This window comes from Photobacterium halotolerans DSM 18316 (genome assembly GCF_000425165.1).
Lineage (GTDB): Bacteria > Pseudomonadota > Gammaproteobacteria > Enterobacterales > Vibrionaceae > Photobacterium > Photobacterium halotolerans.
Window position 1 is genome coordinate 558,354 of the sequence record NZ_KE384320.1, and the last position, 23,758, is coordinate 582,111.

At 55.0% G+C, this 23,758-nt stretch carries 17 protein-coding genes; 11 read left to right on the plus strand and 6 right to left on the minus strand.

Features of this window, described 5'->3' with window-relative positions; all coding sequences use genetic code 11:
* Positions 1-158 precede the first annotated feature (158 nt).
* From H511_RS0115650 to H511_RS0115705, 11 genes are all read left to right on the plus strand, one after another.
* Entirely contained in the window at positions 159-1,241 is a 1,083-nt protein-coding gene (locus H511_RS0115650; protein WP_027253152.1) for an AI-2E family transporter, read from the plus strand.
* A gap of 95 nt (positions 1,242-1,336) precedes the next feature.
* Positions 1,337-2,377, plus strand: a complete 1,041-nt coding sequence (rsmC, locus tag H511_RS0115655; protein ID WP_027253153.1) for a 16S rRNA (guanine(1207)-N(2))-methyltransferase RsmC — start codon at positions 1,337-1,339, stop codon at positions 2,375-2,377.
* Between the two features lie 283 nt (positions 2,378-2,660).
* Complete coding sequence (locus H511_RS0115660; RefSeq protein ID WP_027253154.1) at positions 2,661-6,098, plus strand: hybrid sensor histidine kinase/response regulator; 3,438 nt, start codon at positions 2,661-2,663, stop codon at positions 6,096-6,098.
* 826 nt (positions 6,099-6,924) lie between these two features.
* Entirely contained in the window at positions 6,925-8,598 is a 1,674-nt protein-coding gene (locus H511_RS0115670; protein WP_027253155.1) for an ABC transporter substrate-binding protein, read from the plus strand.
* Between the two features lie 140 nt (positions 8,599-8,738).
* Positions 8,739-9,728, plus strand: coding sequence for an ABC transporter permease (locus tag H511_RS0115675; protein WP_027253156.1), 990 nt, complete (start codon positions 8,739-8,741; stop codon positions 9,726-9,728).
* A 2-nt stretch (positions 9,729-9,730) separates the two neighbouring features.
* Entirely contained in the window at positions 9,731-10,759 is a 1,029-nt protein-coding gene (locus H511_RS0115680) for an ABC transporter permease (protein ID WP_027253157.1), read from the plus strand.
* A complete protein-coding gene (locus H511_RS0115685; RefSeq protein ID WP_027253158.1) occupies positions 10,759-11,727 on the plus strand; it encodes an ABC transporter ATP-binding protein in 969 nt (322 codons plus the stop codon). The genes H511_RS0115680 and H511_RS0115685 overlap by 1 nt, the downstream gene beginning before the upstream one ends.
* A 20-nt stretch (positions 11,728-11,747) precedes the next feature.
* Positions 11,748-12,743, plus strand: a complete 996-nt coding sequence (locus H511_RS0115690; protein WP_027253159.1) for an ABC transporter ATP-binding protein — start codon at positions 11,748-11,750, stop codon at positions 12,741-12,743.
* Between the two features lie 74 nt (positions 12,744-12,817).
* Positions 12,818-14,557 carry a glycoside hydrolase family 9 protein gene (locus tag H511_RS0115695; RefSeq protein ID WP_027253160.1) on the plus strand — a complete coding sequence of 580 codons (1,740 nt, stop codon included), beginning with the start codon at positions 12,818-12,820 and terminating at the stop codon, positions 14,555-14,557.
* Positions 14,550-15,437: a glucosamine kinase nucleotide-binding domain-containing protein gene (locus tag H511_RS0115700; protein WP_027253161.1), complete on the plus strand. Its 888-nt coding sequence runs from the start codon at positions 14,550-14,552 to the stop codon at positions 15,435-15,437. Before H511_RS0115695 ends, H511_RS0115700 begins: the two co-directional genes overlap by 8 nt.
* Before the next feature lie 9 nt (positions 15,438-15,446).
* Positions 15,447-17,366 (plus strand): beta-N-acetylhexosaminidase, encoded by a 1,920-nt coding sequence (locus H511_RS0115705; RefSeq protein WP_027253162.1) that lies wholly within the window; start codon positions 15,447-15,449, stop codon positions 17,364-17,366.
* Between the two features lie 188 nt (positions 17,367-17,554).
* On the opposite strand, the gene gntR is transcribed toward H511_RS0115705, so the two are convergent.
* From gntR to H511_RS0115735, 6 genes are all read right to left on the minus strand, one after another.
* Entirely contained in the window at positions 17,555-18,556 is a 1,002-nt protein-coding gene (gene gntR, locus H511_RS0115710) for a gluconate operon transcriptional repressor GntR (RefSeq protein ID WP_027253163.1), read from the minus strand.
* 109 nt (positions 18,557-18,665) lie between these two features.
* Complete coding sequence (gene gndA / locus H511_RS0115715) at positions 18,666-20,153, minus strand: NADP-dependent phosphogluconate dehydrogenase (protein ID WP_027253164.1); 1,488 nt, start codon at positions 20,151-20,153, stop codon at positions 18,666-18,668.
* 47 nt (positions 20,154-20,200) lie between these two features.
* Entirely contained in the window at positions 20,201-20,695 is a 495-nt protein-coding gene (locus H511_RS0115720; RefSeq protein ID WP_027253165.1) for a gluconokinase, read from the minus strand.
* A gap of 60 nt (positions 20,696-20,755) precedes the next feature.
* Entirely contained in the window at positions 20,756-22,078 is a 1,323-nt protein-coding gene (locus H511_RS0115725; protein ID WP_027253166.1) for a TRAP transporter large permease, read from the minus strand.
* Positions 22,071-22,622: a TRAP transporter small permease subunit gene (locus H511_RS0115730; protein ID WP_027253167.1), complete on the minus strand. Its 552-nt coding sequence runs from the start codon at positions 22,620-22,622 to the stop codon at positions 22,071-22,073. Before H511_RS0115730 ends, H511_RS0115725 begins: the two co-directional genes overlap by 8 nt.
* A 97-nt stretch (positions 22,623-22,719) precedes the next feature.
* Positions 22,720-23,736, minus strand: a complete 1,017-nt coding sequence (locus H511_RS0115735) for a TRAP transporter substrate-binding protein (RefSeq protein ID WP_027253168.1) — start codon at positions 23,734-23,736, stop codon at positions 22,720-22,722.
* Positions 23,737-23,758: the final 22 nt, after the last annotated feature.

The following is a 23,758-nucleotide window of genomic DNA, read 5'->3' on the forward strand; positions in this document are numbered from 1 at the left end:
CTGCCCTTTTGTTTGCCCTGCCCGTTATTACAGAATGGCCATCCTTTTGTTCCGGACAGATGTCACTGTAATATCACAGAAATACTCACTGATGGCATTGCCAGCGCCTCAACCGGATGCAATGATAAACAGATTGCAAACTGCTGAAGGACAATCCCGTGCCAAAACCTTTTCAAGCCCAGTCAAGACACTGGATGCTCATGGCTGCGCTGGCAGTGGCCACCTATGCCAGTTACCGCTTGATTGAGCCATACCTCGGCCCGATCGTGATGGCCTTTATCATTTCCCTGCTGTTCTATCCGCTGCATGCCAGAATTGAAAAACGCTTTGGCCGGCCAAACCGCTCTGCCATTTTATCCTGCACTATACTGACCTTTATCCTGGTGATCCCTGTGCTGGTCGTCTTCGCCTCCATTGTTCAGCAAGGCTCCGCCTTTTCCAAAGACAGCTACGCCTGGCTGACAGCGGGCGGTCCCAAGGAAGTGCTGTCGCACCCTTATGCCCAAACTGTGCTGCATACCATTAATAAATGGTCTCCTTTTGAAAGCCTGGACGTACAGTCAATCGTGCAGAAGCTGGCTTCTGCTGCCTCTAAGCTGGGAACGCAACTGCTTAATATCAGTGCCAAATTGCTGGGCGATGCCACTAACTTTGTGCTCAGCTTTCTGCTGATGTTGTTTGTGCTCTTCTTTCTGTTACGTGACCACGACAAAATCGTGGCCACCCTGCGCCATGTGCTGCCCTTAACCCGCAGTCAGGAAGATGCCTTACTGACGGAAGTCGAACAGGTGGCGAAATCCGCCGTCATGGGATCGTTTCTGACAGCGCTGGCACAAGGTATCGCCGGCGGCTTTGCGATGTGGTTAGCCGGTTTCCCGGGACTGTTCTGGGGATCGATGATGGCGTTTGCTTCTTTTATTCCTGTGTTCGGTACGGCACTGATCTGGCTACCGGCTTCTTTGTACCTGCTGCTTGTCGATCAATGGCAGTGGGCTGTGTTTCTGATCGCCTGGGGGATTATTGTGGTCGGCTCTATCGACAACTTCCTTCGTCCGCTGCTGATGCAGGGCAACTCAGGCATGAATACCTTGCTGATCTTCTTCTCTATTCTGGGGGGCTTGCATCTGTTTGGTCTGATTGGCCTGATTTACGGGCCGATCATTTTCGCAGTCACCTTAGTCTTGTTTAAACTCTATGAAGTCGAATTCAAAGACTTTCTCGACCATCAGGACACCCACTGATCCACGCCGGGCAGCCAAACAAACGGCTGCCTTTCCATACGGCCGGAATTGTGGAACAATTCGCGCCCGGAATCAGAATCACCACAGAGGCTCTCATGTCTTCCAATGCATCGACCTACAGTGCTGCCAGCCAGGTAGTTGCCCGTCAACTCGACTTTTTTACCGATCGCCATGTGCTGGTAGCCGGAGAACTGGACGACCTCTATCCGATAGAACTGGCGGCCGTCGCCAGCAGTGTTCAGGTCTTCACTACCCACTACGGCCAGCATCTCAGCCTGAGCCGTTCCGGCAAGATCAGCAGCCATTTTGGCGCGGAATTGTCAGCCAGCGATGTGCAGGGTGTCGACATGATCCTGCTCTACTGGCCGAAAGCCAAAGCCGAAGCCGACTACCTGCTGGCGATGCTGCTGGCGCATTGCGGACCGGAAACCGAAATCTGCATTGTGGGTGAAAACCGCAGTGGTGTGCGCAGTGCCGAGAAAATGTTTGCCCCGTACGGCCCGCTCAACAAATATGACACGGCTCGTCGCTGCAGCTTTTACTGGGGGCGCTGTCAGCATCAGGCACCCGAATTCAAGCTTGATGACTGGTTCCGCAATTACACCCTGACTATCGGTGAGCAGACGCTGACTATCCGCTCACTGCCGGGGGTGTTCAGCCTGGGCGAGTTTGATCAGGGCTCCCGCCTTCTGGTTGACAACCTGCCGGATCTGTCCGGACGCGTGCTGGATTTTGGCTGCGGCGCCGGCGTCATAGGTGCGGTGATGAAAACCCGTTTTCCGGACATCACACTGGATCTGGCAGATATCAGCGCCCTGGCCATTGCCTCTGCCAGAGAGACCTTCCGCGTTAACCACCTGGAAGGGGGATTTATTGCCACCGATGTCTATCATTCGCTGCCGGAGCAATACGACTTTCTCATCAGCAATCCGCCCTTCCATGCCGGTTTGAAAACCTTCTATGCCGCTACTGAGCAGTTTATCGAGCAGTCTCCGGCTCACCTCACAGCCAACGGGGAGCTGGTGATAGTGGCCAATAATTTTCTCCAATATCCGCCTTTGCTGGAACGTTGCCTGGGCGGCTATGAGATTCGCGCCAAAAACAATAAATTCTCCATTTATCACGCGAAAAAATAAGCCACTTTGCCTGCCGTCTTTGCTGATGGCAGGCAATAAACGCCTTGCCTTTGCCGCTAAAACCCGTCAGTTCCGTCAAAATTGTGTCGTAGCACACGCTTCATCCATGACTTCCTTGATTGTGTAAAAAAACTCAGTATAAACGGTTATTCAGCTGCAAAAGCCCGCGTAAACAGCCTGTTCACCGTCACAACGGCGGGTTTCGTTTTGGCAAAAATGCCAGTGAGCGCTTTTGATAGCATCACAGACAGATTTGTATCAACAGATCAAAGGTCAGCCGGACATGCAAAATACCACCCGTTTTAAACGTCTCCAGCATACTCTGATGCTGGCTTTCCTGCTGCTGAGCCTGATCCCGCTCACCCTGTCTTCTTTGTTTTTCCTGCATTCACACACCCGGGATCTGGCGGAACAGAGTACCAGCCACCTGGCTTCATTGCGCGACAACAAACGCCAACAGCTCAGTGCCTTTTTTACCGCGAAAGAATCGGAAATACAGAGCTTTGTTCGCTCTGAGCTGGCCAACGCCAGTGGCGGGCGCTTTTACGGCATAGTCGGCGCTTTCCGTCAGTTAGGAGACATCAACCGCCTCAGTAAAGGCTCCAGTAACGGCGAGTACTTCAGCCATACCCTGATCTCCCGGCCACCATCCAGTGAAGTGGATAACACCTCTCCTGATTTCATCGTTCAGGAAAGGTATCGCCTGATCTACAAGCGCTACCACTGGGCTTACGAGGAATATCTGAAACGCTCTGATTTCAGTGACCTTCTGCTGGTGGATCTCGATGGTAATGTGGTGTACACCTCTCGCAGCCCGGATTTGTTTGCAGCCCGTTTAGGGGCCGGCAGCGCGCAATACCCGGCACTCAGCCAGACTTACAGCAATATCAAAACCCTGACGGCTCAGTTCAGAGAGCGGCAATCCCGTAACAGCCACAGAGACCTCGGTGAGCGCGAGCCAGAGCAGATGCCTATCGCCTTTACCGATTTTGCCGCCGATGGTGATAACAGGGAAGCGACCGCCTGGTTCGCCGCCCCTATCATTCAGCACGGCTACCTGCACAGTTACGCTTTCTTTAAACTGAGCAACCGCACTATTGCCGACGTCATGTCCAGCAGCAGTGAGGCCAATCAGTACGTCCAGACGCTGCTCATCGGCCAGGATCATAACCTGCGCCTGCCCAACGACGGTGACTTACCGGCAGAGCTGGCCAGTGCCGGTATAGATCACGCTCTGGCAGGTAAAGCCGGGGTCGGCAGCTTACTGAACTTCAACAATATTCCGGTGCTGAGTGCGTACGCACCGATTGATGTGCTCGGCAACAAGTGGGCCCTGGTGGTTGAGCTGCCTGAGCAGGAGGCTTTCTCCCGTATCCACCAGCTGGAGGAATTTTTTCTCCTTGCCATTTTGGCGGCAGTCATACTGGTGACCATAACGGCGCATTGGCTGTCCAATTACATCACCGCCCCGCTGCTGCGCTTGACCTGGGCCGCCGAGCAGGTCTCAGCCGGCGATCTGGATCAAAAGATCACCTCGACCGATCGCCGTGATGAAATTGGTCGTCTGGCGATCAGCTTTGCCCGAATGCAACGCTCCATTCGTGAAAAAATCACCCTGATCCGCGAGCAGAATACCGAGCTGGAACACAACCTGGCCGTGATCCAGCAACAGAACGACGAGCTGCAGGCCGCAGACAAGCTCAAAGACGAATTTCTTGCCACCACCTCCCATGAACTGCGCACCCCGCTGCACGGTATGGTCGGCATTGCCGAAGCCATGCTGGCCGGTGCCAACGGGCCGATCCAGCCGGATCAGCAACGTCAGCTGGACATGATCATCAGCAGTGGTCAGCGCCTGACCAGGCTGGTCGACGATTTGCTCGACTACCACAAAATGCGCTATGGCGATCTCGATATCCAGCCCCATGCAGTCGATCTTGCCGCGGCCAACCGTTTAGTGCTTGAACTGTCGGCACACCTGCTCGATGGCAAGCCGGTGCGGATCATCAATCAGATCCAGCCTGATTTACCTCTGGTGATTGCGGACGAACAACGTCTGGAACAGATACTGTACAACCTGGTGGGCAACGCCATTAAGTACACCTCAGAGGGTAAAATTATTCTGTCCGCCACTGTGCTGGAAAGTCAGGTCCGCATCCAGGTGGTCGATACCGGCCAGGGTATACCCGCCGAACAGCTTGAACACATTTTTGAACCCCTGGTGCAGGCCAACACCGGCTCGGCGAACTACCGTCAAGGAGCCGGACTGGGACTGTCCATCAGCCGGCAGCTGATTGAGCTGATGGGCGGCAGCCTGTATGTCAGCAGCCAGCCCATGATAGGGACGACCTTCAGCTTCACCCTGCCGCTGGCCACCAAAGAGGACATTAACCGCAGCCAGTTCTGCACACCGCAGCACGGCCATTTCCAGGCTCCTCGCCAGGATATCAATCCGGTCAATATTGATGACTTGCCCGATAATCCTGATGGTGAGCTCTTGCTGGTGGTCGACGATGAACCGGTTAACTTGCAGGTTGTCACCAGCTTTTTACGCATTGCCGGCTATCGGGTGATCACCGCGGAAAACGGTCAGCAAGCCCTCCGTCTGATGGAAGAGCATCAACCGTCACTGGTGCTGCTTGATGTCATGATGCCGGGCATGAGCGGCTATGAAGTGTGCCAGCAATTGCGTACCCGCTACAGTTTGACGGAACTGCCGGTCATCATGCTGTCTGCATTAGGGCAAGTGCGCGACAGAGTAAAAGGCTTCGAATTCGGTGCCAACGACTACCTGAGCAAACCCTTTAATAAAGACGAGCTGACCGCCCGGATCCGGGCCCACCTGCAAGCCGCCCAGACTGAAAGGCAGCGTACTGAAAACCAATGGCTGCAGCAGGAAATCCGCCACCGCGAACAAGTGCAGCTGGCCCTGCTGGATACCCAGACCCGCCTGCTGGGTCTGCTGGAATCCACCAGCGAGGCCATATTGTGCACCCGCGAAGACGGCCGCATCCGTTATGCCAATAATGCCGCCGGCCAACTCTTTCAGCGCGCGCCGGAGCAGCTGGAACGCTTGTCGATTCAGGATCTGCTGCTGACCCAGCTGCCAGAGGATATTGAACAGAACCGCCATTACAGCGGTGAACTGAGCTATCGGATTCAGGATGGCAAGCAGACTCTGGCGACCGATCTTATCCAGTTGCCCGCCGAGTCCGGGCTCAGCCAGATGTTTATCTTTGACAGCCAGGGGCCCAGCTCAGTACAACGCATTGCGTTACTGGAAAATGCCGTAGATGTGCTGTCCGGTTTCGCGACAGATGGCGACAAGCACAGCCTGCAGCGTTTACGCGACATGGGCGGCGAGTTCAGCCAGCTGGCAGACCGGCTGGATCACGCTCAGCCGGATAAAGCCGATCAGTTGAGGCAGATGCTGGTGGATGTGATGAAAGACTGCCTGCAGTTCTGGGAAGCCTCCACCGGAAAAACCAAGTTTGATCTGGCAGAAGAAAGTGGCCTGTGGCGCGTATACCTCGACAGGAGCACGCTGCAAACACGCACCCTGGATAAATATTTACAGCTGGAAACCCTGCCGAAAACACCGCGCTGGCGCACCGTTCTCAACACGCTGGATTTTGTGCTGGAACGCTGTACCAAAGCAAGCCCGGACAGGGAGGCAATCCTTGAACTGCGCAACCGCCTTCAGCGTATGATCAGCCAGTGAGTTGATATCCGCTTTGTCCCGAGCAATGAGCCGCTAGCCCCACAGGGTCCCGCTGGTGGGTGAATGACAGCCATCTGCGGGCTCAAATAACCGTGTCTGACTGGAGCCGGGTTTGTGTCACTCTGCGGCACGCAGGCATGGAAAGACATTTCCTGTCGCCATCAGTACGCCACGCCACTAGCCGTTCACCCACTCATAACGGAATGCGCGTTTTTTCAGAGCGCGCTCCTGCCACTGTCCTGACCCCGGAATCCCCCCGCCAGTTAATTCTCGTAACGAAAAATAAGCTTGGTTTCCCCCCAACATAACGTGCAAACAGCCACCAGGTGATGATGGAAAAATCACCGGAACCCCGTCATAACAGGGGCACCTAATGATAAATTTCATGATATGAGATGCCAATCACAACAAAATCTTCACAAAAAATTTCCGTTTGAAAATAAGGGCTTTTACGTTCAAAGCCAGTGATATTCATTCAGGAGATAAAATATAAACCATTAATAAAAATGAAATATTAGGATAGTAAGCACTTACATGAGGATAGTTATCAATTCGTTTTCAGGGTGAGACGGCTAGCCTTTTTCGGTAGAATCGCGGGTGATTTTTACGTTTTTGACAGCAAGCCAGGCGTTTTTGACGTTTTTAACGTGCAATGTAATTGACGATTCACGCCTGAAGTCGTTTCCTTAGGGCACTGAGTGTCCACAGGCCATCTGAACCAGGTCGCTTTACTCAACCGGTCCAGAGTGGATTACCAGCCCCACCACAGATGGAGGGGAACCTAAGTGAAATGTAAACCCTACAAAGCAAAGAGTAAGGAACAGCTATGCTTGCCAACATAAAGAAAACAAAGGTAACACTTGCCATCCTGACTGCGGCTGCCGCAGCCATGGCTTCTCCTGCGATGAGTGCTGAGCGCAGTGAGCTGACCATCGTGCCCGATTTTTATCCGACTCTGGTACGTAACTTCAATCCATATCTGCAAACCAACCTGCGTACCACCACTGATTTCGTCTATGAACAACTGGTGATTTTCAACCAGATGCACAGTAACGAGCCGGTGATGCGTCTGGCGAAAGATTTCTATATGTCTGACGACCTGCTGCAAGTCACTTTTGTGATTCGTGACGGCGTGAAATGGTCTGACGGAACTCCCTTTACAGCCAACGATGTCGCATTCACCTATGAGCTGCTGAAAGAGCACCCGGCGCTCGACCAGCGCGGTATCATCAAGTGGGTAAAAGCAGTAAATGTTGACGGCAACAAGATCACTTTCGATCTGACTGAAGCCAACTCCAACGTGCCTTATGAAATGTCTTTCGTTTCTATCGTACCTGAGCACATCTGGAGCAAGGTAAAAGAGCCAGAAACCTTTGCCAACGAGAACCCGGTCGGCACAGGTCCGTTTACTGAAATCGACACGTTCACTCCTCAGCTGTACATCCAGTGCCGCAACCCGCACTACTGGGATAACGATAATCTGGACATTGATTGTCTCCGCATGCCTCAGATCGCCAACAATGACCAACTGCTGAGCAAAGTCATTGCCTCTGAGCTGGACTGGACCTCTTCGTTCATTCCGGACATCGACAGCACATACGCGGCCTCTAACCCGAACCACAAATACTGGTATCCGGCGTCTGGTACCCAAGCCTTCATGCTGAACTTCAAGTCACCGAAAGCCGGTAACAATGAAGCTATCAACAATGTAGACTTCCGCCGCGCGTTCTCAATGGCCATTGACCGTCAGACCATTATCGATATTGCCTTCTATGGCAGCGGCACTCCAAACCACTATGCGTCTGGTCTGGGTGACGGTTTCAAAGCCTGGTCTGACAATGCGGTCTACAACAAGTACAAAGATTTCAACACCTACAACCTTGAGAACTCAAAAGCCCTGCTGAAAAAAGCCGGCTTTAAAGACATCGATGGCGATGGTTTCGTTGAAACGCCAAGCGGTAAGAAGATTGAGCTGGATGTGCAATCTCCGAACGGCTGGACCGACTTCAACAACACAGTGCAACTGGCGGTTGAACAGCTGCAGGAAGCCGGTATCAAGGCCAACGCACGTACCCCTGACTTCGCTGTGTATAACGAAGGCATGATCAAAGGGACTTACGATGTAGCCTACACCAACTACTTCCACGGTGCGGATCCGCATCTGTACTGGAACAGTGGTTATAACTCCCGCCTGCAGGGCGAAGGAAACCCGCGTTTTGCCATGCACTTCTTCAAGAATGCCGAGCTAGACAAGCTGCTGGACGGTTTCTACAAGACGGCTGACAAAAACAAGCAGAAAGAAATGGCACATCAGATTCAGGCTATCATTGCCGAGAATCAGGTGACCATTCCTGTGATGTCCAGTGCTGATATGTTCCAGTACAACACAAGCCGCTTCACTGGCTGGTGGAACGAGAAGCACCCGAACGGTCGTCCGATGGTTTGGGCTGGTGTGCCAGAGCGTTTGCTTCAAGTGATTGACCTGAAACCAAAATCATAATTATTGCTTAATTTGCGGTGCGTGTTCTGCGCACCGCCTCTTCCCCCACACTGTGTAAAGTATGGCGCCTGGCGTCAGGGGGTTTTTCGTCCAGAGTTCAGCCCAGCGTCGTAAGTCACTGGTTGGGAAAGGTGTGAGTTATGGGATTTTTTCTACGTCGTTTATCGTTCTACCTGGTTGCCTTGCTGTTTGCAGCCACGTTGAACTTCGCAATTCCCCGGGCGATGCCCGGCGATCCGGTGACCATGATGTTCGCCAATGCTTCCGTTCAGGTGACTGCCGAGCGTATCGAAGCGATGAAAAAACTGCTTGGCTTTGATGAAGCTCAGGTCTGGTACCAACAATATTTCACCTATATCAAAAGTATCCTCAACTGGGATCTGGGTATCTCAATCAAATTTTATCCGCAGACCGTAACCGAAATACTGGGCGGAGCGGTTGGCTGGTCAATGTTCCTGGCCGGTTCCGCTGTCATCATGGCCTTCTGCATCGGTTCTGTGCTGGGTATTTTCGCCGCCTGGAAACGCGGCAGTAAATATGACGCCTTTGTGTCTCCCGGGATGCTGGTGATCCAGGCCGTTCCGCCTGTGGTTATCGCCATGCTGGTGCTCTTTACCTTCGGCATGGGCCTGAAATGGTTCCCGACCAGCTATGCCTATACGCCGGGTACTTTGCCTGACTGGACCAGCTGGGCTTTCTATAAAGACGTGCTGTACCACGCGGTACTGCCGCTGCTGTGTGCCACAGCCATTCAAATCGGCGGCTTTTTGATCAGCATGCGGAATAACATGATCAACCTGCTCAACGAAGACTATATCACCATGGCCAAAGGCAAAGGGCTGAATGAAAACCGCGTGGTGTTCAACTATGCCGCCCGTAATGCCATGCTGCCGAGCGTGACAGCACTGTCAATGGCGCTGGGAATGGCAATTGGCGGACAGCTGATTGTCGAAATCATCTTTAACTATCCGGGCCTGGGCACTGTGATGCTCAATGCCATTCACGCCCGTGACTATCAGGTTCTGCAAGGCCAGCTGCTGATCATGACGCTGTTTATGCTGTTCTTTAACTTCCTGGCCGATCTGCTGATTGTGGCACTGGATCCTCGCCTGCGTAAGGGAGGCAAATAATCATGAAAGCTTTAATCAAACTCCTGTCCAACAACAATAAAGCTCTGGCTGGCTTAATCATTATCAGCCTGTTTGTCCTGGCTGCTGTGTTTGCACCTTTGATCACTAAGCATGAGCCTGACCGCCGTACCGGCAATCCGCACGAGTACCCGGCCTTTATCGTCAAGGCGGCGCAGAGCAACCCGGACAGCTGGGTGGCGCAGAATCTGGCCGATAATAACCGCACCCTGCGGTTATCAAAAAAAGCAGACCATGTACTGGGCACCTCACGTATGGGCCGTGATATCTGGTCTCAGCTGGTTTACGGCGCCCGTACGTCTCTGGCGGTCGGTTTCGGTGCCGGTCTGATGGTCTGTTTCCTGGCAACGGTGATCGGAGTGTCTGCCGGTTACTTTGGCGGCCGGATTGACGACACCCTGACTGCGGCGATGAATATCATGCTGGTGATGCCTCAGCTGCCCATTTTGTTCGTCATCGCCGCCTTTATTGGCCAGGCCGGACCGCTGACGATTGCTGTGGTCATCGCCCTGACCTCCTGGGCATGGGGCGCACGTGTGGTGCGGGCGCAAACCCTGTCGCTGCGTGAGAAAGAGTTTGTCAAAGCCGCTGAAGTACTGGGGGAATCCTCCTGGCGCATCATCTTTGTCGAAATTCTGCCTAACCTGATTTCAATTATCGGCGCCAGCTTCATCGGCTCTGTGATGCTCGCCATCATGACCGAAGCCACCCTGTCATTCCTCGGTCTGGGCGATCCGAACTCTATCAGCTGGGGCGTGATGCTGTACAACGTGCAGACCTCTTCCTCCATGCTGGTTGGCGCCTGGTGGGAGCTGCTGGCACCCTGCGTGGCCCTGACACTGATTGCCATCGGACTGGCGATGCTGAACTTCGCCGTGGATGAAATTGCCAACCCGCAGCTGCGTTCGCACAAAGGTTTGCGCCGCTGGCAGAACATGGCCAAGAAAAACCAACAGGCACAACGTGCCACCGCGACGACCGTTAAGCCTGCACTGCAAGGAGGAGAGAAGTAATGACGACTCCACAAATTTCCGTTCGCAACCTGTGCGTCGACTATATTACCGACGCCGGTGATGTCCGCGCCGTCAACGATGTCAGCTTTGACATTGGTAAAGGTGAAGTCTTCGGACTGGCAGGTGAGTCTGGCTGTGGTAAATCCACCGTTGCCTTTTCCCTGATGCGTCTGCACAAGCCGCCTGCGTTTATTACTGCCGGTGAAGTGCTGTTCGACGGTCACGGTGACATACTGACCTTCAGTGACCAGAAGCTGAACAGCTTTCGCTGGAGTGAGATTTCTATGGTCTTCCAGAGTGCGATGAACGCCCTCAACCCGGTACTGACCATGGAAGAGCAGTTCTGCGATGTGATTATGCGCCACACCAACATGACCCGGGAGCAGGCCGTGCGCCGCGCTCAGGGATTGCTGGAGATCGTTGATATCCACCCGGACCGACTGAGTGATTACCCGCACCAGTTTTCCGGCGGTATGCGCCAGCGCCTGGTGATCGCCATTGCCCTGGCACTGAACCCCAAGCTGATCATCATGGACGAACCGACGACGGCCCTGGATGTGGTGGTACAGCGCGAGATCCTGCAAAAGATCTATGCCCTGAAAGAAGAATTCGGTTTCGCGATTTTGTTCATCACCCATGACCTGTCTCTGATGGTCGAGTTCTCCGATCGCATCGGCATCATGTATTCCGGTGAACTGGTCGAAGTTGCACCGTCAAAGCAGATTCTGGAAACCCCGTTCCACCCTTACACCCAGGGTTTGGGCAGCTCGTTTCCGCCGCTGACCGGGCCGAAAACCCGTCTGACCGGCATTCCGGGTAATCCGCTCAACCTGCTGGAAGTGCCTCAGGGCTGCCGTTTCCAGGCGCGCTGCAGCCAGGCGCACGACGCCTGCTTCTCGCAAAGCACACAGCTTCGCCAACTGGAACCCGGCCGTTTTAGCAACTGCCACCTGTACAACAAGTTATAACAAGAAGGATCGGAGGCAAAATGAGCAATCCAGTCGGAACACCCATTATCGAAGGGAAGAACCTGGTCAAAGACTTTTCGGTCAACAGTAACTCGCTGAAAAAATCCAAGATGCGGGCACTGAATCAGGTGTCGTTCAAAATGTACAAAAGTCGCGGCCTGGCGGTGGTGGGAGAATCCGGTTCCGGTAAATCCACCACAGCGAAAATGATCGCCAAAATGTACGAGCCCACTTCGGGGGCTATCGAATATTTCGGCCGTGATATTCAGGACATCACCAAGAAAAGCGAGCTGATGCAGTACCGTCAGGGGGTACAAATGGTCTGGCAGGATCCGTTCGGATCGCTCAACCCGACCCATACCATCTTCCACCACCTGGCCCGTCCCCTGCTGATCCACAACAAAGTCAGCCGGGGCAATAAAAAAGAGCTGGAAGAAAGAGTCTATGAGCTGCTGGAGCAAGTCGGGCTGATCCCGCCCAAAGCCACAGCCGAAAAGTACCCGCACCAGTTATCCGGCGGACAGCGTCAGCGCGTCAACCTGGCCCGCAATATCGCGGTCGGTGCCGAAGTGGTGCTGGCCGATGAACCGACCTCCATGCTGGATGTCTCTATCCGGGCCGGTGTCCTGAACCTGATGGAAGAAATGAAGTTTGAGCGCGAGATGGCGCTGCTTTATATCACCCACGATATCGCCACTGCGCGTTATATCGCCGAAGATCTGGCCGTGATGTACGTCGGCCACATGGTGGAATGGGGAGATACCGAAGAGATCATCCATCACCCGCAGCACCCTTATACTCAGTTATTGGTCTCAGCGGTGCCGGATCCGAGCAAATCGATCCATGAGCCGTTAGCGGGTAACAAAGGGGATATTCCGCTGTGGACACCAGACAGTGTCGGCTGTCCGTTTGCAGGGCGTTGTGTCCACGCGACCGAGCAGTGCCGTCAGCGCCTGCCGGAAGTTACGCAGCTGGCAGAAAACCATTTTGTCCGCTGCTACCTGTTCGATAACTGATTACAACTTTGAGAACAAATTGCAGCGAACATCGCTGAAAAACCGAAAATCAACAAAAAAAAGAAAGGAAAGCTATGCAGTTGTTAATCAACCATCTCGGTTATGAACGCACAGGCAACAAGGTTGCCATAGTTCAGCATCAGGCCGCTTTATCCCTGATGCAGGCGACCCTGATCCGCAGTAACGACCGACAAGCTGTGATGCAACTGCCGCTCTCTCAAAGCCAGCGCACAGATCAGTGGCACACAGGCACGGCAACACCTATCGATTTCAGTGCCTGGCAGGAAGCCGGACGCTACCGGATCCGCTTCGGTGATCTTGAGTCTTCTGACTTTGAGATCGCAGACGGCTTGCTGATGCAGCGCACCTTCAGTGATGTGCTGCACTATTTCAAATCCCAGCGCTGCGGCGGTAAATTCGATCAGCATGATCATGCCGTCCCGCTGTTTGGCACCCAGGACACAGTCGTCGACGCCCATGGCGGCTGGTACGACGCCTCGGGCGATGTCAGTAAATACCTGAGTCACCTGTCCTATGCCAATTACCTCAATCCGCAGCAGACGCCTATGGTGGTGTGGAATATGCTCACCGCCTTTGAGTCGCTGCAGGGTGATCCCGCATTTGCGGATTTTTCCCGCGTCCGCCTGATTGAAGAGGCACTTTTTGGCGCGGATTTTTTACTGCGGATGCATGCACCGCAGGGTTATTTTTATATGACAGTGTTCGATAAGTGGAGTAAGTCCACCGGGCAACGGGAGATTTGTAGCTATTCAACTCAGGAGGGCATCAAAGCTGACAGCTATCAGGCCGCTTTTCGTCAGGGCGGCGGCATGGCAATTGCCGCCCTGGCCGCAGCGGCCAGGCTGGTACGCAGTGCTGGAGTGATCAGACTGGATCTGGGCGAGGTGAAACATACCGACGCCTATCTGGAATCGGCCCAGACGGCTTACTGGCACCTTAAAACTCACAACCGCCAATATCTGGATAATGGTGAAGAAAACATCATTGACGAATATTGCGCGCTGCTGGCGGCGGTCGAGCTGAGCAAAGCGACCGATCAAACCCGCTATCTCAGCGAAGCCCGTTACTGGGCCGATCGACTCGCTGCCCGTCAGCAGTCCGATAACCAGCAGCAGCATTACTGGAGCGCGAACGCTGATGGCAGCCGGCCGTATTTTCATGCCGCCGAAGCGGGTCTGCCGGTCATCAGTCTGCTGCAGTATTTACAGATTGAACCGGATCAGCACCGCCTGAACGCCATGGAAGAGGTGCTGGACAATGCCCTGCATTTTGAACTGAACATCACGCAATCGGCCAGTAATCCGTTTGGTTATCCGCGCCAGTATGTCAAAGCGGTGGATGGCGACAAACACAGTGCCTTCTTTATTCCGCACAATAATGAAAGCGGCTACTGGTGGCAGGGAGAAAATGCCAGACTCGGCTCCCTCGCGGCCATGGCCTTCATGGCCGCCCCGGTTGTGCACAGCAGTGAGCTGAGCCAGCGGCTGAAAGATTACGGTACTCAGCTCCTGAACTGGATGCTGGGCCTCAATCCCTTTGATATCAGCATGCTGGACGGACACGGCCGCAATAATCCGGTTTATCTGCCTGAGCTAGGCTTTTTCAACGCCAAAGGCGGTATCTGTAATGGCATTACCTCAGGTTTTGACAATGAAGCGGATATTGCCTTTGCGCCGCCGGCCCAGGCCAACGACATGCTGCAGAACTGGCGCTGGGGGGAACAATGGATCCCGCATGCCGCCTGGTATCTGCTCGCTATCGTGATGCAATGCAAGGAGCGCCGCCATGGCTGATGATTTGCGTTTTCTGGTCGGTATTGACGGCGGCGGCACCTCTTGCCGGGCACGGCTTTGCGATCAAAACGGCCGGATACTGGCTGAAGCTAAAACCGGCAGTGCCAATATTCTGCTCGGCGCCGAAGTTGCCATGGCATCCGTACAGGAGGCGATTGCAACCGCTGCGGCACAAGCCGGCCTGACCTATGGCGATTTTTCTCACATGGCTGTCGGTCTGGCACTGGCAGGCGCCGAACACCGCAAAGCCTGGTACGACTTCATGGCCCAGCCGCATCCCTATGGCCGGATGGTGCTCAACACCGACGGCTACGGTGCCTGTCTGGGTGCCTGGAACGGGCAGGACGGTGCGATTTTCATCGCCGGTACCGGCTCTGTTGGTATTCTCCGCCGCGGCAGGGAAATCACTGTACTGGGCGGGCGGGAGTTTCCGATCTCCGATCAGGGCAGCGGCGCCATCATGGGCCTGCGACTCATTCAGCAAGTGTTGCTGAGCGTTGACGGTATCGTGCCTCAGACCGAGTTGGTCCGCCATGTGCTGGCTCACTTCGGTCAGGATGTCGATGCCATTGTCGAATGGTCCAAAACCGCCCGTCCTTGCGATTATGGCCAGTTTTCACCGCAGATTTTCCGGCTGTCAGAGCAAAACGACAGCCTGGCGGTGGCATTGCTTCAGCAGACGGCCGCAGATATTGAGATGTGGCTCAACGCCCTGCTGACGCGCGGTGCAGATCAAGTATGCCTGATGGGCGGCATTGGTGAGCGCATCGCCCCCTGGCTGACACCCGCTATTCAACGCCGTCTGGCTGCTCCGCAGGGAGATGCCATGGCTGGCGCAATACTGATCGCCCAGGGCGATCATAACCTGTATCCATTATAAGGGGCTATCATGAGCTATCGCCTTGATTTAACGGTTATCAACCAAACCGATACGGAATCCCGCTTCGCGCTGACCTTACACAATCTGGGTGATCAGGCGCTGGAAGCCTGGTCCCTGGCTTTTATCATCAGTCGCTGGATTGAACCGGCTTCGGTCTCTCGCGGTGTACTGCAGCAAACTGGCAGCTACTGCACCCTGTCAGCCTCAGACGATGCCGCCCTGGCACCCAACAGCCATTTCTATACCGAGTTTTCTATTAAGACCCCGCCACTCACCCTGCATGGTGACGGCGTGATCGAAGCCTGCCTGTATGCCAATCAGCAAGACGAACCGCTGCCGGTAACTGTGACCCCGGTGAACCTGAAACACCCGGTACAGGACAGACAGACGGTTACGTTGCCTGCGCCCAAGCCGATCAACCTGATCCCGGCTCCCGGCAGTCTGAAAAGCTTACCGGGCGAATTCCGCTTTACCCGCGATACCGCACTGGCGGAAGTTCCTGACGCCGCACAGGGCTGTGTGAACTGGCTGCAGCAGGAACTGGCCCATTGGCTCGACACACCACTGCAGGTTAGTCCCGGCGGCAATATTCACTATCAGGCGCGCGCCGATCTGGCTGAAGGCGCTTACCATATGCTGGTCGAGCATGATCACATCTGGCTCGAAGCCAGCTCAGCGGCCGGTTTCAGCCATGCGACAGCCACTCTGCTGCAGTTGCTGCCCGCTCAGCCGGCGCATCAGATTGAGCACTCGCTCAGCGTGCCTATGGTGGAAATTAACGATCAGCCGCAATATGGTCACCGCGGCATGATGCTGGATTGCGCGCGCCATTTTCATTCCGTTGCCCGGATCAAAAAGCTGCTCGATCAGCTTGCCCGCTATAAGTTCAACACGTTCCACTGGCACCTGACCGACGATGAAGGCTGGCGCATCGAGATAGAAGCCTACCCGGCCCTGACGGATACAGGAGCATGGCGCGGGCCGCAAGAGCAGCTGGTCCCGCAGTTTTCGACCGTTGATCGCCGCTACGGCGGCTTTTACACCAAACAGCAGATCCGGGATATCGTCGCCTATGCAGCTGATCGCGGCATTCAGGTGATCCCGGAAATCGATATTCCCGGCCATTGCCGGGCAGCCATTAAATCGCTGCCGGAGCTGCTGGTTGACGAGGCCGATCGCTCGCAGTACCGCAGTATCCAGAATTATTCGGACAACATTCTGTCACCGGCGCTGGCAGGCACTTATACCTTCCTGACCACAGTGCTGAATGAAGTCTGTGAGTTGTTCCCGGCGCCGTTCCTGCACGTGGGGGCCGACGAAGTGCCAAACGGTGTCTGGACCGACAGCTCGGCGTGTCGCGAACTGATGGCCAGAGAGGGTTATGAAGACCCGTTTGAACTGCAAGGCCATATTTTACGCTTTGTTGAACACTACCTGGCTCAGAAAGGCAAGCGCATGCTCGGCTGGCAGGAAGTGGTGAAAGGCGACAAAGTCAGCAAGCACACCATAGTAATGCCGTGGATCAATGAGCAGGCCGGACTGGAGTGTGCAGGCAACGGCTACCAGGTCATCATGCAGCCTGCGCAGTACACCTATCTGGATCTGGCGCAGGGACCTTCCGCCGAGGAAGCCGGTGCGAACTGGGCCGGGATCTTACCGCTGGAAACCGTGTACAGCTACCGTCCGCTGGCCGAGCTGGATCCAAACGATCCCAGACTGAATCAAATCATGGGTATTCAGTGCGCGTTATGGTGTGAGCATGTCTACAGCCAGGCAAGATTTGAATACCTGCTCTATCCCCGCCTGCTGGCGGTCAGTGAAGTATGCTGGTGCCCGCCGGATCAGCGTGACTGGGATGATTTCAAAGCCCGCCTGCATGGCCAGTTGCACTATTTAGACCGGGTGGGAGTGAACTACCGCCAGGGGTAACTAACATGTTCAGAGCCCGGTCACAGTGGTGAGCTGCGGGTGGGCTCTGTCGTGTGTCGTGAAGTGTCTTTTACATCCTATATGGTTGTGTTGGCAATAAGTTCGGGGACCTCTGGTCCCCTTTTTTTCCTCTGCCACTGACCGGATGATCCGCTCAGTGTGGCGTGAATGATCCGTACTCAGGGCCGCTATATGCTCTCGCCCAGCTCAATTTTCACATCCAGAGTGATCACCTTCGCTGTCGCCGGCTCGCCGCGCAGCCGCTGCAGAATCTGCTCGGCGGCGACATAACCAATCCGCTCACGCGGTGTCACCACAGTGGCCAGACGCGGCACCATCACCTGGCTGATGTCATGGCCGTGAAAACCGGCCACCGCCATTTGCGCCGGCACCTGAATACCTAACCGCTGGCATTCATAAATCGCCCCGATGGCCAGGTCATCATTGGTGCAGAAAATACCGTCGGCATCCGGATATTCTGCCAGTGACTGCCGCAGTAAACCGGCGCCTAAGCTGAACGAGGAGGCTTCCTCGGTCTGAATGCTGCGCGGCACCAGCCCGTGTTTCCTCATCACCTGCTGATAACCGGTAAAGCGCAAGTGGGTCCGGGCATCCATCCGGGCGGCAAAATACACAATATGGCGGCGGCCGCGGGCGATCATCTGCTCTGTCATCGCCTCAGCGGCGGCCTGATTATCAAACCCCACCGCCTGAGCAATGGCCGGGGAAACCGAATCCATGATTTCCACCACAGGCACCCCGGCAGTATCGAGCATTTTTCGCGCCCGCTCGGTATGCACGCTTTCCGACAAAATAATGGCATCCACATTGTAGGACAGCAGAGAGGCGATATTTTTTTCTTCTATTTCAGCACTATAGCCATAGTGTGCCAGCATGGTCTGATAGCCGGCAGGACCGGTGACCTTTTCAATGCCCCGGATCACTTCCGCAAACACCTGGTTGGTGAGTGAGGGTACCAGCACGCCGATGGCATAACTTTTGGCATTGGACAAAATATCGGGGGCGCGATTGGGAATGTATCCCAGCTCCTCAACAGCGGCGGCAATTTTGCTCTGCAAGGCCGCTGAAACCTGACTGGGATCGCGCAGGTAACGACTGACCGTCATCTTAGTCACTCCGACCAGGTTCGCAACATCCTGCAAAGTCGGGCGTTTATTTTTGGTTGTCATGGTATTTTTCATGTGTCGGATTAGGCTAAACAAGCCCAAGATTACCACAAGCGCCTGTTGTGATTTGTAACCTGGCGCAAAAAGAAACAGGCCCTGAGGCCTGTTTGCATTACACTTTGCGTTGCACGCGCGGGGACTGACTCCAGCTGAGATGGAAGGCGTCAGTCTCTGGCTGATCAATGCGGGAATAGCTATGGGCGCCAAAGTAATCGCGCTGGGCCTGTAACAGATTGGCTGGCAGCACTTCGCTGCGCAGGGTGTCAAAGTATTGCAGCGCTGAGCTGATCCCCGGCATGGCAACACCGGCCAGGCTGGCAGCCGCAACGGCTTTACGCCAGTTTAACTGACGCTCGGTGAGCTGAGTGCGGAAGTGATCGGCTAACAGCAGGTTTTCCAGCGCTGGCTGCTGCTCGAAGGCGCGGCTGATATCCTGCAGGAAAATAGCGCGAATAATACAACCAGCACGCCAGATCCTGGCGATAACGGCGTAATCAAGCGGCCATCCCTGCCCGGCAGCTGTGGTTTTCATCAGCGCAAATCCCTGTGCGTAGGTACACAGCTTGGCGCAGTAGAGTGCATCATGCAGCTGGGCGATCAGCTCGGTTTTATCCAGGGTCTGAGCGTCATCCGCGACCAGTGGCAGTGATTTGGCCGCCTGCACACGCAGAGATTTCATCCCGCTCATCGCGCGGGCAAACACCGCCTGGGCAATCGTCGGCGCCGGACTGGCGACTTCCAGGCTGTTGACGGCCGTCCACAAACCTGTGCCTTTCTGCCCGGCTTTATCCAGGATCATTTCCACCAGCGGCCGGTCAGAGTCAGGATCCTGCTGCTGCAAAATATCGGCACTGATTTCCATCAGATAGCTGTTCAGTACGCCCTGGTTCCAGCTGGCAAAGATCTCGCCTATCTCGGCGGCAGGCATCCTGAGCTGCTGGCTGAGGAACTGATAGACCTCGCAGATCAACTGCATGTCGGCATATTCAATACCGTTATGCACCATTTTCACGTAATGGCCAGCACCGTCCGGTCCCAGGTAAGCCGCGCAGGCTTCGCCCTGACTCAATGGCGGCAGCGGCTGACCCGCGCTGTCGACCTGCGCGGCGATGGCTGTCCACATCGGGCCGACCTGACGCCAGGCTTCGGCACTGCCGCTGGCCATCAAAGCCGGGCCATGGCGGGCACCTTCTTCACCGCCCGACACGGCTGTGCTGAAAAACTGGAACTGGCCCTTAAACCGCTTATCGCGGGCCAGGGTATCCGTCCACAGGCTGTTGCCGGTATCAATCACTGTATCTTGTGGTTCCAGTCCGGCCTCCAGCAAATCCGATATCACGGCATCGACCGGTTTTCCTGCCGGGACAGACAAGGCAATCACCCGCGGCGTCTGCAACGCCGCCAATACCTGATGCAGAGAATCACAGGCAGTAAATGGCGCTTTCGCCAGCTTTTCAGCCTGCTGCCCGGCTTGCTGCACCAGGGAGGTCTGCAGATCAAAGCCGGCCACCGCAAAGCCGTGTTCCAGCAAGTTCAGCGTCAGGTTTCGCCCCATCACGCCTAAACCAATCATGGCAATATTGCACTGGGTTGATGTCATTCTTTTTCCTTTTACTGCAATGAGTGACTCAAAATAGCTCTGCCTTGTCAGGCCGGCGACAGTCGGGTGAGAATATCCTGCAGCACCTCGTGCTGAGACTGGCGGATATCGATAAACAGTGCTTCATCCTGCTCTGGCTCAACCAGAGTCGCAAACTGGCTTTCCAGCATGGCGCGGCCGTTAAAATAATGATCCGCACGCTGCTGATGGCGGTTCCAGATAGTGTCAAAATCCCCCTGGAGGTAGACAATTTCCAGCCCGTCTATCCCGGCGCGCAACTGACGGCGGTATTCAGGTTTCAGCGCAGAGCAAGCCAGCACCGCATTGGGGGCATCCCGCAACAGCTGGTTGAGCCGTGCCAGCCACTCAGCCCTGTCTTCATCATTGAGCGGCACGCCTTCACTCATCTTGCGGACATTGTCCGGCGAGTGAAAATCATCGCCATCAAAAAAGCGCAGCCCCAGTGCCGTCGCCAGCGTGCTGCCTATCAGGCTTTTACCGCACCCTGATACGCCCATTACAATTATCTTTTTTGGTTTCATCGCCATTATCCCAGCCCTGCTCACAGCGCAGGGCAGTTCCTTATTGTTATTGTTCTTTTCTTAACGCCACCACAGCGCAAGCTGCGGGAAAACAATCACCAGCGTCAGTGCAATCAGCTGAAGGCCGATAAAAGGCAGCAGAGAGCTGAAGATTTCGCCTAAACTGATATCTTTTGGCGCCACCGATTTGAGATAGAAAGCTGCCGGGCCAAAGGGCGGAGACAGGAAAGAGACCTGCATGTTGAGGCAGAACACTACGCCGAACCAGATCGGGTCCATGCCCAGCCCGGTAATAATGGGCACAAAGATAGGCATGGTCAGCAGCGCAACCCCGACCCAGTCCAGGAACATACCCAGTACCAGCAGGATCACCATCATAATCAGCAGGGTCATGGTGGCACTGCCGCCACTGAAGGCCAGAATGGTTTCTTCAACGAAATCAATGCCGCCCATCAGGTTGTACACACCGACCAGCGCACTGGCGCCGATGCCGATCCACATGATCATGCCGCAGGTACGCATGGTCGCAATGGCACTGTCTTTGAGCATGTTCCAGCTCATTTCGCGCCGGATCACAGCGCTGATCATAATGCCGACCACACCCAGCGCAGAGGCTTCCGTAACTGAAGCCACACCGGTGTAAATACTGCCGAGCACAACACCGACCGACAGCAGCGGAAAAAATAAGGCTTTGAAATAACTGATATCCCTGGCGGCATCTTCCGCCAGCTCTGCCTCGGTTGGCAAAGGGGCCAGCGCAGGATTGAGCTTGCAGCGGATCAGAACATAGCCGATGTACATCAGTGCCAACAGCAGGGCGGGCAGGAAAGCCGCTTTGAACAGATCACCAATCGACACACTGGCCGTCAGACCATAGATGATCAGCACAATGCTCGGCGGCAGCATAGTGCCCAGCGCGCCGCCGGCGCAGGTGGTACCGATCGCCAGCTTGCGGTCATAGCCCAGACGCAGCATTTGCGGCAACGCCAGAATGCCCAGCAGCACGGTTTCGCCACCGATCACGCCCGACATGGACGCCAGCACCACGGCCACCAGCAAGGTCTGCACCGCGACGCCGCCGCGAAGACGACGGCCGACGGATTTCATGGCGTCGAAAAGATCGCGGGCGATGCCGGATCGATCCAGCAGTGCTGCCATCAGCACGAACATAGGCACGGCGAGGAAAATATAGCCGTCGACAAACGAATACATCCGGCTGGTGACCAGCGGCAAGGCATCCGGGCCAAACCAGCCCAGGGTAAAGATCAGTGCCACCAGGCCGGTGACAAACGCCAGCTGCATCCCGGTCAGCAACAAGGCAATCATCAGCCCCAGCATCAGCAGGCTGCCGTAGCCGATCCCCATTGACGATAACTCAAACATCTTTCTTCCTCAGTCCACGGATTTCAGCGATCAGGTGCAACAGAAACTGCACAGACAATACACACAGGCAGATAAAAATGATCCCTTTGAGCAAAGCGGGAAAAGGAGGGTTCCAGGCAGAGCCTGAGGTTTCCAGACGCATTTCGCCCCACGGGGTGATCCAGGCTTCACGGGCCATGGTGTACGAGGCCCATGACATCAGCACAGAAAACAGCAGTCCCATCACATGATGGAACACATTGAGGTACTGACGCGTGCGTGGCGACACCATGTCGTACAGCAGGACCACACGCACGTGCTTGTTGGTCGCCATGGCATACAGGCCACCGACAATAAAGAGAGAGCCGCCAAGAAACGACGCGGTTTCATGCACCCAAATAGTCGGCGAATCAAACACATAGCGCATCAGCACTTCATAAAATGAAATGATCACCGTAAAAATAAACAGCAGACTCAGCGCATTGCCTATTTTGACAATGGCCGCATCCAAGCCATTTTTCGGCTTGTCCTCATCATGTTCTGCGGGGGTTGGATTGGTATTCATGACAGTTCACAACTCTTGCTACATCAGATACAGAGGGCTGATGGCAGCCCTCTCACAGGGGGATTAGTGGTGCGTGTCAGACAAGCTGTTCTGAGGATTACAACAGTGCGTTGTCTTCCAGGAACTTAGTCACAGATTGGTAAACTTTTTCTGCATTTGGCGACTTTTGGGCGAACACTTTCCATTGCTCACGGGCGATTTCGCGGAATTTCTTACGCTCTTCGTCCGACCAGTTGTGAATGGTGATATCCGGGTTCGCCTGGGCTTCTTTCACCGCCTGCTGATCGGCGATCTTAAGCTGCGTGGTCATGTCATAGGCAAAGTCACGCACAGAGGTGGTCAGGATCTCCTGCAGATCCGCTGGCAGTTTGTCCCACTTTTTCTGGCTCATCGAAATATCGATCAGCGGCAGCGAGTGGAAACCTGGCTGAACCGGGTGTGTGGCCACATCGTTCATACCGGCTTTCTGGTTGGTGGAAAAGACGGTGTAATCGGCAGCGTCAATCACGCCTTTGCTCAGGCCGGTGAACACTTCAGAACCCGGCAGGTTAACCGGCGAGGCGCCTGCGGCCGCAAACACCTGCTGCACCAGACCTTCCGGGGCACGCAGTTTCAGGCCTTTCAGATCGTCGACCCCATTGACCGGTACTTTAGACACAAAAGACTCCACCCCTGTGGTCGAGCCGCCGATAAATTTCACCCCGTAAGGGGCATACAGCTCAGTCATCAGCTGATAACCGCCGCCGTAATTCACGTACTGCAGCAGCTGAGTGGTATCGGACCAGGCGCCGACCGTGTTACCGATCAGACCGAACGCAGGATCTTTGCCGGAAAAATAACTGGTCGCTGTAATGTGGCCGTCCAGGATCCCCAGCTTAATCGCGTTCAGGGTTTCGGTATGTTTCACCACACTGCCCACAGGCAGTAAGTCAATGTCAATACGGCCGGCAGACATGGTTTCAACGCGCTCCGCCCAGGCTTGCTGAACCTGAAAGTTCTTATCTCCAGCCGGGTCAGACGACTGGAATTTAAAGGTGTAGTCAGCCGCCAGCGCGGAAGCAGTAAAGGTGCCGGCCAGTGAGGCAGCGAGCAGAGTGCAGGTGAGCTTTTTCATCAGGTACAGTCCTATTGTTATT

Excerpts from the sequence above, each read along its gene's own strand:
- rsmC (WP_027253153.1), top strand. The coding sequence starts at position 1,337 with ATGTCTTCCAATGCATCGACCTACAGTGCTGCCAGCCAGGTAGTTGCC.
- H511_RS0115660 (WP_027253154.1), top strand. The coding sequence starts at position 2,661 with ATGCAAAATACCACCCGTTTTAAACGTCTCCAGCATACTCTGATGCTG.
- H511_RS0115670 (WP_027253155.1), top strand. The coding sequence starts at position 6,925 with ATGCTTGCCAACATAAAGAAAACAAAGGTAACACTTGCCATCCTGACT.
- H511_RS0115675 (WP_027253156.1), top strand. The coding sequence starts at position 8,739 with ATGGGATTTTTTCTACGTCGTTTATCGTTCTACCTGGTTGCCTTGCTG.
- H511_RS0115680 (WP_027253157.1), top strand. The coding sequence starts at position 9,731 with ATGAAAGCTTTAATCAAACTCCTGTCCAACAACAATAAAGCTCTGGCT.
- H511_RS0115685 (WP_027253158.1), top strand. The coding sequence starts at position 10,759 with ATGACGACTCCACAAATTTCCGTTCGCAACCTGTGCGTCGACTATATT.
- H511_RS0115690 (WP_027253159.1), top strand. The coding sequence starts at position 11,748 with ATGAGCAATCCAGTCGGAACACCCATTATCGAAGGGAAGAACCTGGTC.
- H511_RS0115695 (WP_027253160.1), top strand. The coding sequence starts at position 12,818 with ATGCAGTTGTTAATCAACCATCTCGGTTATGAACGCACAGGCAACAAG.
- H511_RS0115700 (WP_027253161.1), top strand. The coding sequence starts at position 14,550 with ATGGCTGATGATTTGCGTTTTCTGGTCGGTATTGACGGCGGCGGCACC.
- H511_RS0115705 (WP_027253162.1), top strand. The coding sequence starts at position 15,447 with ATGAGCTATCGCCTTGATTTAACGGTTATCAACCAAACCGATACGGAA.
- gntR (WP_027253163.1), bottom strand. The coding sequence starts at position 18,556 with ATGACAACCAAAAATAAACGCCCGACTTTGCAGGATGTTGCGAACCTG.
- gndA (WP_027253164.1), bottom strand. The coding sequence starts at position 20,153 with ATGACATCAACCCAGTGCAATATTGCCATGATTGGTTTAGGCGTGATG.
- H511_RS0115720 (WP_027253165.1), bottom strand. The coding sequence starts at position 20,695 with ATGAAACCAAAAAAGATAATTGTAATGGGCGTATCAGGGTGCGGTAAA.
- H511_RS0115725 (WP_027253166.1), bottom strand. The coding sequence starts at position 22,078 with ATGTTTGAGTTATCGTCAATGGGGATCGGCTACGGCAGCCTGCTGATG.
- H511_RS0115730 (WP_027253167.1), bottom strand. The coding sequence starts at position 22,622 with ATGAATACCAATCCAACCCCCGCAGAACATGATGAGGACAAGCCGAAA.
- H511_RS0115735 (WP_027253168.1), bottom strand. The coding sequence starts at position 23,736 with ATGAAAAAGCTCACCTGCACTCTGCTCGCTGCCTCACTGGCCGGCACC.